Source organism: Bacillus sp. SIMBA_154 (genome assembly GCF_046536015.1).
In the GTDB taxonomy this organism is placed as follows: domain Bacteria; phylum Bacillota; class Bacilli; order Bacillales; family Bacillaceae; genus Bacillus; species Bacillus pumilus_P.
In genome coordinates this window covers 47,395-61,283 of the sequence record NZ_JAWJBV010000007.1, presented here as the reverse complement: position 1 = coordinate 61,283, position 13,889 = coordinate 47,395, and the positions used below count along the sequence as shown (strand labels likewise).

Annotated in this window: 11 protein-coding genes; all 11 read right to left on the bottom strand. The window is 43.2% G+C overall.

Features of this window, described 5'->3' with window-relative positions:
• Window positions 1–43 precede the first annotated feature (43 nt).
• Window positions 44–1,588, bottom strand: a complete 1,545-nt coding sequence (locus R0K30_RS11725; protein WP_410610815.1) for a glycoside hydrolase family 43 protein — start codon at window positions 1,586–1,588, stop codon at window positions 44–46.
• A 225-nt stretch (window positions 1,589–1,813) separates the two neighbouring features.
• Window positions 1,814–3,274, bottom strand: coding sequence for a CoA-acylating methylmalonate-semialdehyde dehydrogenase (locus R0K30_RS11720; RefSeq protein WP_099728384.1), 1,461 nt, complete (start codon window positions 3,272–3,274; stop codon window positions 1,814–1,816).
• A 369-nt stretch (window positions 3,275–3,643) separates the two neighbouring features.
• Complete coding sequence (gene melA / locus R0K30_RS11715; RefSeq protein ID WP_410610813.1) at window positions 3,644–4,975, bottom strand: alpha-glucosidase/alpha-galactosidase; 1,332 nt, start codon at window positions 4,973–4,975, stop codon at window positions 3,644–3,646.
• A 29-nt stretch (window positions 4,976–5,004) separates the two neighbouring features.
• Window positions 5,005–5,835, bottom strand: a complete 831-nt coding sequence (locus R0K30_RS11710) for a carbohydrate ABC transporter permease (protein WP_410610811.1) — start codon at window positions 5,833–5,835, stop codon at window positions 5,005–5,007.
• Window positions 5,835–6,767 (bottom strand): carbohydrate ABC transporter permease, encoded by a 933-nt coding sequence (locus R0K30_RS11705; protein ID WP_249705545.1) that lies wholly within the window; start codon window positions 6,765–6,767, stop codon window positions 5,835–5,837. The genes R0K30_RS11710 and R0K30_RS11705 overlap by 1 nt, the downstream gene beginning before the upstream one ends.
• A 30-nt stretch (window positions 6,768–6,797) precedes the next feature.
• A complete protein-coding gene (locus tag R0K30_RS11700; protein ID WP_099728388.1) occupies window positions 6,798–8,054 on the bottom strand; it encodes an ABC transporter substrate-binding protein in 1,257 nt (418 codons plus the stop codon).
• 217 nt (window positions 8,055–8,271) lie between these two features.
• Window positions 8,272–9,312 carry a LacI family DNA-binding transcriptional regulator gene (locus R0K30_RS11695; protein WP_410610808.1) on the bottom strand — a complete coding sequence of 347 codons (1,041 nt, stop codon included), beginning with the start codon at window positions 9,310–9,312 and terminating at the stop codon, window positions 8,272–8,274.
• Window positions 9,313–9,498: 186 nt separating this feature from the next.
• A complete protein-coding gene (gene alsE / locus R0K30_RS11690; protein WP_410610806.1) occupies window positions 9,499–10,191 on the bottom strand; it encodes a D-allulose 6-phosphate 3-epimerase in 693 nt (230 codons plus the stop codon).
• 18 nt (window positions 10,192–10,209) lie between these two features.
• The gene (ulaA, locus tag R0K30_RS11685; RefSeq protein WP_230030234.1) at window positions 10,210–11,472 is read right to left on the bottom strand and encodes a PTS ascorbate transporter subunit IIC; all 1,263 of its coding nucleotides are present in this window, start codon (window positions 11,470–11,472) and stop codon (window positions 10,210–10,212) included.
• A 25-nt stretch (window positions 11,473–11,497) separates the two neighbouring features.
• Window positions 11,498–11,764, bottom strand: coding sequence for a PTS sugar transporter subunit IIB (locus tag R0K30_RS11680; protein WP_099728392.1), 267 nt, complete (start codon window positions 11,762–11,764; stop codon window positions 11,498–11,500).
• A gap of 15 nt (window positions 11,765–11,779) precedes the next feature.
• Window positions 11,780–13,852, bottom strand: coding sequence for a BglG family transcription antiterminator (locus tag R0K30_RS11675; protein ID WP_410610939.1), 2,073 nt, complete (start codon window positions 13,850–13,852; stop codon window positions 11,780–11,782).
• Window positions 13,853–13,889: the final 37 nt, after the last annotated feature.

Below are 13,889 nucleotides of genomic sequence, written 5' to 3'. Positions count from 1 at the left end.
AACATTTATAGAAATAGCAGCATCTGTTTTTGTCTTTCTTTTGCTATCTTTGAGTAAACTGCCAGGAATCAAATTGAAATTGGTTTCCAGAGCTTGTTCCGGTAAAGACAAAAAATACGTTGTGCACGCCTGTTGCTCCGTTTACCGCAGTTTCTATTTCTCGCCAGTTTTGCGTTCCGCCTGTGGAAGGAACATTTAGTGTTCCAACAAGCTTGCCGTTTGCACTGCCAAGGCGCACTTCTATTTTTCCACCTGTAGTGGATGCGACATTGGCTTTAAAGGTTCTAGCACCGCTTGATCCGAAATCTACGTGACTGACAGCCACCCAATCTCCGTTTTGAATGTTTGTGACATGTTGGTTATTGACCGGTCCTCCGGGTGCTGAGGAAGCTTCTGTCAAAATACGTCCATTCCAAGCGAATGTTTCAGCTTCAACCCGTTGATATGGATTCAGATTGGATAACTGTTTCACCCCTTCATAATTGGCTGCTACTTCTCGAAGGGAACCGTCTGCATTATGCACAAGCTTATTAATATGGGTAGAACGGTAGCCTTTGCCGGCTCCATATAATGCTGAGCTGACAGTTTGCGTATGATACACGACATACCACTCGTTTTTAAAATTGAACACAGCATGATGGTTGTTACCGCCGCCGCCGAAAAACGCACCCGGATTTTTCAGGAAGTGTCCTTTATACGTAAAGGGGCCCATAGGACTTGAGCTCGTCATATAGCCAATCTCACCAGGTGGTTTATCTGCTGGGTGGGAGCCGCCAAAATTGATGCAATACGAATAGTAATAGGTTCCGTTATACTTATGCATCCCCGAGTCTTCAAACATAAAAGGGGCATCAATGGTTGATGCACTGCTGGCAACACTTGTCATATCTGGCCCTAGTTTCAGGACTCTTGCTGTTTTAGGATTGGCCCATTGTCCCTGCGTTGGATTTGACCCGCCTGGAACGCCTCCGCCGGCATATAGATAACCTGTACCATCATCATCTACAAATACAGCGGGATCAAAAAGCCATACAACACCGGACATGCCTGGCGTACTTGGCGTGACGAGCGCTTTTCCGATTGGATCTGTCCATGGACCGATTGGACTGTCTGCTGTAAGGACTCCGATCCCTCCGCCACTGTTTGCGAAATAAAGGAAAAACTTATCCTTTCCATTGATCTTTTTCACCGCTGCTGATGGAGCCCAGGAAGCGCCTGCCCATTTGGCAATCCCTCTCCCGCCGTTGGCCCCATTTGCGCCAGCTACTGGAATCGCTCCGTGATCTGTCCAGTTCACCATATCCGCCGAAGAGATGACAAAGACCCTATTCAAATTTGCAAAAGAATTGTCCTTAATCGTTCCGTTGCTGTGATATTCATAGTCATCACTCGACATATAAATGTACACTCTTCCGTTATAGGTGAGCGCAAACGGATCCGCCCCCAAGTGATGGTCTATAAGCGGATTTGCATTTCCTACTCGTTTTGCAATGGGGGTACTTGCTGCACTCGCATCATATACCGGTATACAGCTCAGCACCAAAGCAAGAATCAAAAAACCTACACCGCACTTCATCCTCTTCCTCATCGTGTCATTTTCCTCCTGTTTTCATCTTCCTCATATTGGGGTTTACGCCCAATTTCAAAATATGTTGATATGTGGTGATGAAGAATGAATACAAAGGATGATTTCTAGTGCAAATCACTGCAAACATCATGATGAAAACCCTTACCTTTTGACTAGAAGGCAACAAAAAAATGCAGTCATCCATTCTGGAGCTGCATTTTTTCCTCTTTATTCAATGAATGTAGACTACATATAACGAGCGGTTACCATTTTCTTTCTTGTGTAAAACTCCACTCCATCTGTTCCATTGGCATGCAAGTCGCCGTAGAAAGAATCTTTCCAGCCGGAAAACGGGAAGAATGCCATTGGTGCGGGAACACCGATGTTAACGCCTAGCATACCTGCTTCTATATTTTCGCGGAATTCTCTTATGCTTGATGCACTGTCTGTGTAGAGGCAGGCACCGTTAGCAAATTTTGATTGATTGGACAGGTCGATCGCTTCTGTTAGTGATGAAACACGAACAATTGATAAGACTGGGGCGAAAATCTCGTCCTGCCAAATTTTCATTTCATGTGTGACATGATCAAAGATCGATGGTCCAACAAAATAACCTTTTCCATTTGTTTCATTGTCTTGCCGGCCATCACGAATGAGGCTGGCCCCTTCTTCAATCCCTGATTGGATGTATTGAAGCGTCCGCTCCTTGTGCTCCTTTCGAATGACTGGACCAAGAAAGACATCTTCATCGATTCCGTTTCCAATCACGAGCTGATTGGATTCATCGACTAATTTTTGAATCAAATCGTCCGCCACTTCTTCTTCAACTGCGACAACGGCTGCGGCCATGCACCGCTCTCCTGCTGATCCAAAAGCAGCCCCAATGATTTGTTTTGTTGCCGCATCTAAATCGGCGTCTTTCAACACAATGGAGTGATTCTTTGCGCCGGCAAGTGCTTGTACACGTTTGCCATGCTCTGTTCCTTTTTTATAGACGTATTCTGCGACTGGCTGAGAGCCGACAAATGAAATGGCTTTGACCTTTTGATGTTCAAGCAGGCCGTTTACGACATCGTGAGCACCATTTACAATGTTGAGAACACCTTTTGGCAGTCCCGCTTCTTCAAATAGTTCTGCTAACCGTGCAGCGAGAATGGGAGTTCGCTCTGAAGGTTTTAAGACAAATGTATTGCCGCAAGCAATGGCAAGCGGGAACATCCAGCATGGGACCATCATCGGAAAGTTAAATGGTGTAATACCACCGATGACGCCAATTGGGTATCGGTACATGCCAGATTCCAGCCCTGTCGCGATATCTGGCAATTGTTTTCCCATCATTAAGGTCGGTGCACCAGCAGCAAATTCCACACATTCAATCCCGCGCTGCACTTCTCCTTTTGCTTCTGTTAAACTTTTTCCGTTTTCAATTGTGACCAGCTCTGCTAGCTCATCCCATTTCTCAACGAGTAACTGTTGGTATTTAAATAAAATACGTGCACGTCTAGGGACAGCTGTTTTAGACCAAGTGGTAAATGCTTTTTGTGCTGCTTGTACCGCACGTTCTACATCTGTTTTCGTTGAAAGTGGAACTTCTGCGATGACTTCGCCAGTAGCCGGGTTATAAACAGCCTCCGTTTGGCTTGTTTCTGCCTCAATCCATTGTCCGCCAATATAATTTTTCAACGTTTGTACATCTGTTTTGGTCATGTTCTCTCTCCTCTTTGTTAAGAATGTCATGCTTTTAGGATGTTTATTTATCGTCATTGTCTCATCTAACGGGAGTTCATCTGTATACACTCTTTGTCAAATCAAACCGCTGTTTTGGTTGACGTTGTGATAAACAGCTTTCTCTAAGCTGTAATGTCAAGTGCTGTCAGCCCTTGTTTGCCGCAGATCCATCCCCCCTTGTTTATGTAATATGACACCACAATATCATCAATTAGTGATATATTATTGGTTAACTGTTGGTTAACTTTAAAAAATCATAATATTAAAAACGCTTTCAGTCAATGATCTTTTTGCTACATAAGAAAAACCTGATGCGCTGTGCATCAGGTAAAGGCTGGTTCATTTCAGTTATTTCGTTGATACGGTATATTGATTCGCTTCTGTATAATTTGGCAGCATCTCTCCATGAGCTTCAATTAATTCATCACATAATTTGATGGTGTCATCAATCGAAAGTTCAGCACTTGTATGTGGGTCTAGTAAAGCCGCTTGATAGATGTGCTCTTTTTTGCCGCTGATCGCAGCTTCAATCGTTATGAGCTGTGAGCTGATGTTGGTTCGGTTGAGTCCAGCCAATTGTTCAGGTATCTCTCCGACATAACATGGCATGATGCCGCTTCGATCTGCAACACACGGCACTTCTACACAGGCTTTTTCAGGTAGGTTGTGAATGAGGCCTCCTGTGTTCAGTACATTCCCACCAAATTTAAAGGGAGCGTTGGTTTCGATGGCTTCAATAATACGTGAACCATATTCTTTAGAGCGAGTATGCGTGATTTGTGTATTCCCCACAAGATCATGCTTCATTGTATTCCAATTGTTGATTTGTTCCTCGCAGCGCCTCGGATATTCATCGAGCGGAATGTTAAACTGACCGATCAGTTCTGGATAGCGTGATTTAATGAAATAAGGATGGTATTCGGCATTATGCTCTGAGGATTCTGTGACATAGTAGCCGAATTTATCCATTAGCTCAAAACGAACCATATCATGATGCCGCGATTGCTGCTTTTCTTTTGCTCTTCTTTTGATTTCTGGATACAAGTCTTTTCCGTCCCGTTTCACCTCTAATAACCATGCCATGTGGTTAATGCCGGCAATTTTTTCTTCAATGCCTTCATGGTCCATTTCAAGTGAGTCAAACAGATCCTTTGTACACACCTGCACACTATGGCAAAGACCAACCGTTTGGATCGGTGTATAACGCAGCATGGCGCCTGTCAGTGTGGCCATTGGATTTGTGTAATTTAACAATAAGGCATTTGGGCAAACCTCTTCCATATCCTTTGCAAAGTCTAGCATCACAGGAATGGTTCGAAGGGAACGGAAGATGCCGCCGATGCCAACCGTATCAGCAATCGTTTGTCTTAACCCATATTTTTTAGGAATCTCAAAATCAATGACAGTACTAGGCTGATAGCCTCCAACCTGGATGGCATTGATGACATATTTCGCATTCTTTAAGGCTTCTTTACGATTGTGATAGGACTGAATCGTCACATTTGCAGCGTAGTTTTCTTTTAAGTGCCGCAGCATCGTTTCTGATTCTTTCAGCCGGTTGTGGTCGATATCATATAATGCGAATTGAAAGCCGGCAAGTGCGGGGACGAACAGACAATCTCCTAATATATTTTTAGCAAAGACGGTACTCCCTGCACCGATAAATGTAATTTTAGACATAGACGACTCTCCTTTTTACAAATGTTGGATTACCCTTTGACAGAGCCTTGGGAAAGCCCTGCAATAAAATATTTTTGCAAAAGTAAAAACATCGTGACCATTGGCAGCATCGCAATGAGAGCGGCGGCGCCAACAAGCTGGAGCTGATGCTGATTTTGACCAAAAAAATTGGATAAGGCGACAGTGAGTGTATGCATCTCTTTATCTTGCAAAAAGAAGATGGCAAATTGATAGTCGTTCCAAATATACACACAGGCAATGATTAAAACAGAAGCGGTAATTGGCTTCAGCAGCGGAAAAATGATGGTGAAAAAAACTCTGAGTGTCCCCGCTCCATCAATACGAGCTGCTTCTTCAAGCTCCTTCGGAATGGTCGAACGGATAAAACCTGCGTATAAAAAAATCGTCAGCGGCAAAAAAGCGGCCACATTGTTTAAAATAGCGATCTGATAGGTGTTCATCATCCCGATTTGAACGACCATTTTATATAGTGGAACGAGGGCTGTGAGCGGCGGAATGACCATAATCGCAATGAATAAAAGATACACCGCTTTATTGAGCTTTGTCACCCTTCTTGCGAGCGGATAGGCTGCAAGAGATCCAAGAATGATGAGTAATACCGCCGAGCTGAACGTAATGATCACTGTATTCAAAAAGGACTGGCCAAGCTGTGCCTCTGTCCATGCAATGCGAAAGTTTTCAAAATGGAGTGTTGATGGAAACAGCCATTTTGAGCTGAAATCTCCTATGCCCTTTAGTGATGTCGTTACCAAAATATAAAATGGAATCAAATGAAGCAATGTAATCAATAGCGCCAGTAAGTAGTACCATCTTTTCTTGCGTTTATAGGCGTTATCCATCACACCTCGGTCTCCTTTCGTTTGAAATAGATCAGTGCTGTAACACTAATGACAAGGATGATGACTGCCATGAAAACACCTTGCGTCGCTGCATAGCCTGCATCCTGACGTTTGAAATATAGATCATACATAAAGGTCGACATCGATTGTGAGGAATCTCCAGGTCCGCCGCCAGTGAGTGCTACAATGACATCGAACAGCTTGAGTCCGCCAATGACATTGAGCACAACATTAATGGTGATGGACGGCATTAAAAGCGGCAATGTGATCTGCCTGAATTGCTGGAGGCTTGACGCGCCATCTAATTGTGCCGCTTCATAGTAATCCTTTGGAATACTTTGAAGTCCTGCTAAATAAATGATCATTGCAATACCGACGAATTGATACGTATTGACAAACACAATGATCCATGTGTTTAATTGCGGATTGCCGAGCGCATTCATTTGGTCAAATCCAAAAAGTGTCACAACATCGTTTAATGCACCACCTTGGTAGGCAAACACAAAATACCAAATATAGCCCATGGCAATTGGGCTGATCATGACGGGTAAATAGATCACCGTTCTTGTGATGGCTCTCATCTTTAAGCTTTGATGTAGCAGGAGAGCATATCCAAGTCCAATGATATTTTGTAAAATTGTGCTCCCGATTCCGTAAAGAAGCGTGTTTTTGACAACAAGCCATGTTGTAGGGTCTTGAAGCAGCCGTTTGTATTGATCAAGTCCAATCCACTCATCATTTTGCGAGAAACCGTTCCAATTTGTAAAAGAAAGCTGAATCCCGTTAAAAAAGGGATAGATGATAAAGGTACTGACCACGAGAACAGCTGGCATGTACATCCACCAAAGTGATGAATTCTGGCTTTTTTTCATCTTCTGTTTAGGAAAAGAGGTGAATGTCGCCGCCTGTTTTTCTTTTGTGATGTCACTCATTGGCTTCACTCCTGTTTCAGCATAAGACAGCTATTGTTTTTTCAGGCGCTTATATTCCTCTTCCATTTTCTTTGATAATTGTTCTGGTGTGATAGAGCCTGCTAATAATTCTTGACCAGTTGTTGCCATGACAGCCCACATACCGCTCGGTAAGTATTTTCGGTCAAAATATGGTTCAATCTTGATATGTTCGTATTGCTCGTAAAACGTAGAGTAATAGTTTTTGGCTTTCACCTGCTTTAAGGCGGTTTCAGAGGATGTGCCCTCTGCAATTTTCTTCGCATTTTCTGGTTTTGCTAAAAAGTCGATGAATTGTTTTGCTTCTTTTAGATGTTTGGATTCCTTCCATGCAGCGACAGTAAACCGTTCTCCGCCAATCCAGCTTTGCTTATCTCCTTCATGAATGGCAGGAACAGGCATCGTCCCTACTTTGATCGATTGATTGAGCTCTGTCGCTTCAGGACCTAGAGATCCCCCGACAAAAGTGAAAGCGATTTTGTTTTGCGCCATCAGCTCAGGAGCTTGTGATAGTTTCGCTGTAAGGACATCTTTGTTTAAAAGGTCTTGATCCTTCAGCTCCTTCATGAACTGTGCAAGCGGTGTATAGTTAGACCAATCAAATGATCCGTTTTCAAGTTCTTTACCGTATTGATGTTTTTGATCGGTGATTAATAAAGGCGTGGCTAGTTCATCAAAGACTTGGGCGATATTTGAATTATCCCCTCCCGGTATCCAGAGCGGCACAACATCTCCCTTGCTTTTTTCTTTGACCGTTTGTAAAGCACTTTTGAGTTCATTTAGTGTTTTAGGTACTTCAATGCCGTATTCTTTTAAAAGATTGGCATTAAAACTGAGCCCGTCCTTGGCTTGATTCAGCGGATAGGCATACACTTTGCCATCTTTGTCCTTTAATATCTGGTCGAGTGAAGGATCAAGCTGTTTGACCCAGTCCATCTCCTTTAAATCAGCCACATACTCGCTATAGCGCAATTTCGCCCAGCCATGTGTATCAAATAGGTCAGGCATATCGTTTGCCCCCATTTTGACGCGTATCATATCTTCGTAGCTGTTGCCAGGGAAATTGGCATCGATCCGAATGCTTTCATGTTCTTTTTCAAAATCACGAATCACTTCTTCAAACGCTTTTCTTTCCCCGCTGTTACTCATCGTGGAAAATAGAGTCAGGGTGACCTTTCCGTTTGCTTCAGACGCGCCGTTATTGCCGCAAGCAGACAAAATAACGGTCAAGAAAAAGGCTGCACACATCATCATGATTTTTTTATTCATGGTTTCCTCCTTTTGATCACTGAAAATTCAGACGATAATAGGTAGAATTCATGCAGTTGCGGAAACAAAAGAAGTCCATTATACTGGAATTCTATTCTTTTCAAAGAGATAAGAGAGCATATCGGTAAGTTGCCTTGTTTTCAGCATGATCTGGCCATCATGCTTAGCAGCTTCCTTTCTGCTTTTTTGTCTCTTTTTTGTTTACTGAAATCTTGGTTCACCCCCTTTCATGGATGGGGCATGTGCTGCCCCGTTTAATGAGCTTAGTTGGTACGACGACTTTTAGAGGCAGCTTTCTTCCTCGTATCCGTTCAAGCAAAAGCTTTAGACCAACTTCCCCCATTTCTTCTGTATACACTTTGACGGTCGTGAGCGTGGGGCTTGAAAATGAAGCGGCTTCAATGTCATTAAACCCAACAATGGAGACATCTAGAGGCACACGGCGACCCGCTTCATGTAGAGCGCGCATAGCACCGATCGCCATGGAGTCACTTCCGATAAAAAAGGCTTCTGGGAGATTTCCTTTTTGGATGGCTTGCTGCATAAGCGTATAGCCTTCTTGCATGGAGTATTCACCAATGTGGATGTCATCCATATGAAGACCTCCTGCCTCTTGCATTCTTTTCATAAAAGTCGTTTGTCTTTCGTCCTCAATGACAGCGTTCCCTTCGAAATAATGTTCCCGTTCTTTCCCGCCGATATAGCCTAGGTGTGTGTAGCCGAGAGATTGCAGGTGACGAATCCCGCGATCAGCCGCTCTTACAAAGTCCACATGTACGCAATCATACAAATCTTCATCTGCATAATGATTGATAAAAACAATGTGCTCCATGCGATTTGTCATTTTTTCAACAGTATCGGGGCTGATTCGTCCAATGACGATCAAACCGTCTATATCCTTTAGCATCTCACCTTTGTCCATGCTTCTCAGGCGAAATGTATGGAGGGTGGACAGGTCTTGTTTGGCATATTCTTTTTCGATTCCTTTTCGAATGGATGAAAAAAAGGGATCATTTAATTCTTCATCAATGGATTGTGCGACAACGACACCGATGACTGGGGATACAGATGGGCTTTTTCCTTCTGGTTGATCGGCTTTTCTTGCTCTCACTGGGGTATAGTTTAATTTTTTGGCTATGTCGAGGATGTTTTGTCTTGTTGCGTGTGAAACGGCTAGCGTTTGGTCGCCATTTAACACACGGGATACAGTAGAAACGGACACTTTTGCATCATGAGCAATATCTTTGAGTGTGGTCATAGGCAAACTCCTCACGGCTTATTTGACTAAATGTTTACTAAAGATATTTGAAGAATAACACATAAATAAAGCGCTTTCAATTATAAATTTGCGCTTTTAGTCATGTTTTTGAGTATGTGTTGGTGAATGTGCAGTGCTTTTAGTAAATTTAAGTAAAAAAGAGGATGGATTTCATCCTCTCTTTTACTAAGGTGATTCAATTGTGGCTGTTTCTTTTGCAAATAATTGCTTCATTGTTTCCCAGGCGGTGTCGAGTTGTTCATGAAGGCCAAATAAGCCTGAGGTGCCGATGATGTAGATCTCATTTCCAGCCTCAGCAAGGAGGCGGAAGGTGTTTTCATTACAAGAGCCGTCTACTTCGATTGAAAACGAGTATCCTCCCTTCTCTTTTACATCCTTCACCTCTTTGATTTTCTGAAGCATTTCTTGAATAAAAGGCTGTCCGGCAAAGCCTGGATCGATCGTCATGATCGTCACTCGGTCTATTAAATGAATAAAAGCATCTAACGCCGCAACTGGTGTGGCAGGATTTAAGACAAAGCCGACCTCACACTCTCTTTGGTGGATATGCCGGATGATTCGAAAGCCGTCTTTTTGCACGACTTCTGGGTGTAAACAAATCATGGTTGCGCCTGCATCAATACATGCATCGATTAAAAATTCCTGGGGGTGTTCGGCCATAAGATGAACATCAATCGGTACATCTGTCAGTTTCCGAAGCTGTTCAATGAAAAAGGGTGATAAGGTGATATTCTTCACGTAATGACCATCCATGATGTCGACATGATACCGATTTGCTCTCGTGTTAAGAAGATGAATTTGTTCACGGAAGTGCGTTAAATCCATGCACATCAGTGAAGGTGAAAAAATGGCTGTCATTTTCAGCCTCCTCCTTTTTTAAAGATGAAATAAAAACTTGATCATTCCAATCAAGATTCCGATGATACCGAAGTCTGTATCTCCAAAAGTTGTCCCTTCAAAGCCAAGAGTTCCTAACACAGGGAGTAAACAAGCAGGTAAGAATGAAAGAAGTAATCCATTCACAAATGCCCCGGCGACAGCACCTCTCACCCCTCCTGTTGCATTGCCATACACTCCTGCTGTAGCACCGCAAAAAAAGTGCGGGACAAGACCAGGGACAATCACAGTTAAACCAAACAAAGGCAAAAGGAAAATGGACAAAATTCCTCCTGCAAAGCTGCATAAAAAACCGATGATGACCGCATTTGGAGCAAATGGAAAAACGGTTGGCGCATCAAGTGCCGGCTTTGCTCCTTTCACAAAGCGATCGGCAATCCCTTTAAAAGCAGGCACGATTTCACCAATTGCCATCCGAACCCCTGCTAAAATAATATATACACCAGCTGCAAAGGTAATGGCCTGGATGAGAATAAAGACGGCGAAATTCGTGCCTCCGCTGATCTGTTCTATAAAGGAAATCCCTGCAAACGGTGCGATCGCAAAGAACAGCAAAGCCATTGTGATCGAAATTGCAACAGATGTATCTCTTAGAAAGCCGAGTGATTTAGGCACTTGAATGGTCTCTGTTGATTTCTCTGGACGGCCTACCCATTTGCCGATCATTCCCGCTGTAAAATAACCGAAGGTACTGAAGTGGCCGAGCGCGAGATCATCGTTTCCGGTGACTTTCCTTGTATAGGGCTGAAGGATAGCGGGTGCAATCACCATAGCTGTACCTAATATGATCGAACCGGTGGTGACAAGGAGCGCTCCGTGCATTCCGGCTGTTGAGAGAACGACTGCGAGCATCGCAGCCATATATAAGGTATGGTGACCTGTTAAAAAGACGTATTTAAAGGGTGTGAATTTTGCCAGTAACAGATTGACCAGCATGCCAAAAATCATAATGAGCGCTGTCTGTGTACCGAATTCCTTTTGGGCAATGGCCGCCATGGCATCTGTATTTGGAACAACTCCTTGAATGTGAAAGGCTGCTTCAAACATTTTTCGAAAAACACCAAGTGAATCAGACACGACTGTGGCGCCGGCTCCTAATATTAAGAATCCCATGGTTGTTTTCAAGGTGCCTGACACGGTATCTGCGGCTGATTTTTTCTGCAAAAGTAAACCGGCTAGTGCAAACAAACCGATGAGAATTGCAGGCGTGCCCAATATATCGTTCATGATCAGTTCTATCATGATGTGAATCCCCCTTTTTCCTGACTTATATGTGTTTGCGAAGAACGTCTTTAATGGATTCCTGGTCTAACAAGTTATTTAATCCAGCAACCTTTCTTGTACCGTCATCCAGTTGATCAATAATGTCTTTTGCTCCGATATACAGATCGGCTTTTTCATTTTTACTTGTACTGAGATCGGTATGATCCACTTTAGCTAAAAGGCCTAACTCTTCTAAAGCTTTTTTGACATTCATTTCTACAATAAAGCTGCTTCCTAATCCGTTTCCGCACACAACAAGAATTTTTTTCATTCTCTTTTTCCCCCTTTATACTTGTGAAAATTGATCAATTAGTTCTTGAATCGATGCTAATTCCTCTGCTTCAATTAATTGTTGGATTCGTTTTTCATCACTTAGCAGCATGGTCAGCTGTTTGAGTGCTTTCAGGTGAGTCATACTGTCAATGGCAGCTAGCACGATGACGAGTCGAACCTGCTTTTTTTCATCCTTTGAAAAGTAAACAGGCTGTTTGAATGACATGAGTGACATGCTTAATGTGTTCACGCCGTCCTCTGGTCTGGCATGCGGAATCGCCACTTGTGGTGCAATCACAATATAAGGCCCATTTTGATGAACGGACTGAATCATGGCTTCCACATAACCTCCCTGAATGGCATTTTGATCGAGTAAAGGCTGCGCTGCTTTTGTGAGGGCCTCTTGCCACGTTTCTGCGGTTTGCTGGAGCTGAATGGTTTCTTCTGTTAATAAATCGTTTAACACTGCTTTCCACCCTTTCTGATGGGATACATATTCGGGATGAAGCAGCTCCTTAAGATCACGAAGCAGTGCTTTTTCATTTTGTACGATGGTATGCTGCTGAATGATGTTGAATAAAACGTCTACCCTTTGCTCATCAAGCCTGGTTTCCCCGCCATCCCCATATTGGAGCAATATTTTTTTCTCATAGGCGGTAAGAATAGGGTGAACGACGTGAACGGGTTTTCCTTTAAACGAAATCGGTGTTGTTGATACAACAAAGTCGGCATCGATGGATGACAATTCTTCATATGAACGCTTAGATAACAGAGCGCGTACCTCGATGTAGCCGATTAATTCAAGCAGCTGTGTTTTCAGCATGTGACTTGTGCCAATTCCTTCGCCGCAGACAATGTATACAGAACGCCTCTCAATCGGTGAAATCCCTTCTCTTCTCATCCAGCCGCCAAAATGCATCGCAACATACGCAATTTCGTGGTCGCTCATCTTTGAACAGGTCGCCTTTTCTAAATGGCATGCGACCTTTTGAGTGATTTCAAACACCTCTGGCTGTGCTTTTTTCATCGAATCTGTTAATTCATTGATGATCCCAACGTGATAGATGAGCCTGTAATAGGCCGGAATTAAATGCATGGTTAAGTTTTTCTCTAAGGCTTCTGGCTCTTGAAAGGAAATACAAGCATACCGCTGAAAGTCAAATATCATTTGTCTGGCGATGGTACGAATGAGATGCTCTTCAGGTTTTTTACTTGATGGAAGCTTTTGTTTCTTTGCGCTGAGCCATAGCGTGCTAAGAAAATAGATTTCATCATCATGAACATGAAGACTGGTTTCTTTTTGAATCTGTGCCATGAAGCGAATAGCAGCCAAGCATTCATCTGTTTCCTGCAATGTACGCTTTTCTTCGTTTGAAAGATGCACAGCACGTCCTAGCTTCATCCGCTTGAAGTAGAAAAAGAGATCCAAAGACAGCTGATCCAGCATGTCATCTGCAAACTCGAGCTTAAGTTCTTGTTCTGAGTGCTGGAGGAGAAGGTGTAACCGCTTATATGAAATAGGGCCCTTTAACCAAAACGAAGGAAACGTTTTTTCGTTTTTGATCATTGTTCGAATGAAGTGGATATAGGGCTTTAAAGCCAATCGAATCGCTCTTTCGTCACCTGATAAAAAATAGCCGCAGGCTGCCTGATAATGAAGGGTGAGCTGCTGCTTTGAAAGCGCCTCTTTTAGCTGTTTCATATCTTCAAGCAATGTATTCCGGCTTACCTTTGTCATCTCTATGAAATCATCAATCCTTAAGCGTTTCTCGCTGCACGCAATGGATAAGAGCAGAATCGCACGCCTTTCCTTTACACATGGTTCATAATCATGACCGACGAGAATGGTGTCTGCTTTTTTCAGAATCGCTTCTTTCTCACTTGGATTTAAATAGTAGCCAAACTGTTCTTTTCGCTGAACACGGCTAAGCTGATGTGTTTCGAGCCAGTTATTCATTCGTTTGATGTCGGAGTAGACGGTTCGAGTAGAGACATTCAGTCGATTCTGTAAGTCTTCGATTGATAGATAAGATGTCGTGTGAAGCAGCATCGATAATAAAGTGGTGCCCCTTTTGGTTAAATACAGATGGAATCCCTCCCTTCTTCCCTTTGGTTATAAGTTT

Excerpts from the sequence above, each read along its gene's own strand:
- R0K30_RS11725 (WP_410610815.1), bottom strand. The coding sequence starts at position 1,588 with ATGAGGAAGAGGATGAAGTGCGGTGTAGGTTTTTTGATTCTTGCTTTG.
- R0K30_RS11720 (WP_099728384.1), bottom strand. The coding sequence starts at position 3,274 with ATGACCAAAACAGATGTACAAACGTTGAAAAATTATATTGGCGGACAA.
- melA (WP_410610813.1), bottom strand. The coding sequence starts at position 4,975 with ATGTCTAAAATTACATTTATCGGTGCAGGGAGTACCGTCTTTGCTAAA.
- R0K30_RS11710 (WP_410610811.1), bottom strand. The coding sequence starts at position 5,835 with ATGGATAACGCCTATAAACGCAAGAAAAGATGGTACTACTTACTGGCG.
- R0K30_RS11705 (WP_249705545.1), bottom strand. The coding sequence starts at position 6,767 with ATGAGTGACATCACAAAAGAAAAACAGGCGGCGACATTCACCTCTTTT.
- R0K30_RS11700 (WP_099728388.1), bottom strand. The coding sequence starts at position 8,054 with ATGAATAAAAAAATCATGATGATGTGTGCAGCCTTTTTCTTGACCGTT.
- R0K30_RS11695 (WP_410610808.1), bottom strand. The coding sequence starts at position 9,312 with ATGACCACACTCAAAGATATTGCTCATGATGCAAAAGTGTCCGTTTCT.
- alsE (WP_410610806.1), bottom strand. The coding sequence starts at position 10,191 with ATGACAGCCATTTTTTCACCTTCACTGATGTGCATGGATTTAACGCAC.
- ulaA (WP_230030234.1), bottom strand. The coding sequence starts at position 11,472 with ATGATAGAACTGATCATGAACGATATATTGGGCACGCCTGCAATTCTC.
- R0K30_RS11680 (WP_099728392.1), bottom strand. The coding sequence starts at position 11,764 with ATGAAAAAAATTCTTGTTGTGTGCGGAAACGGATTAGGAAGCAGCTTT.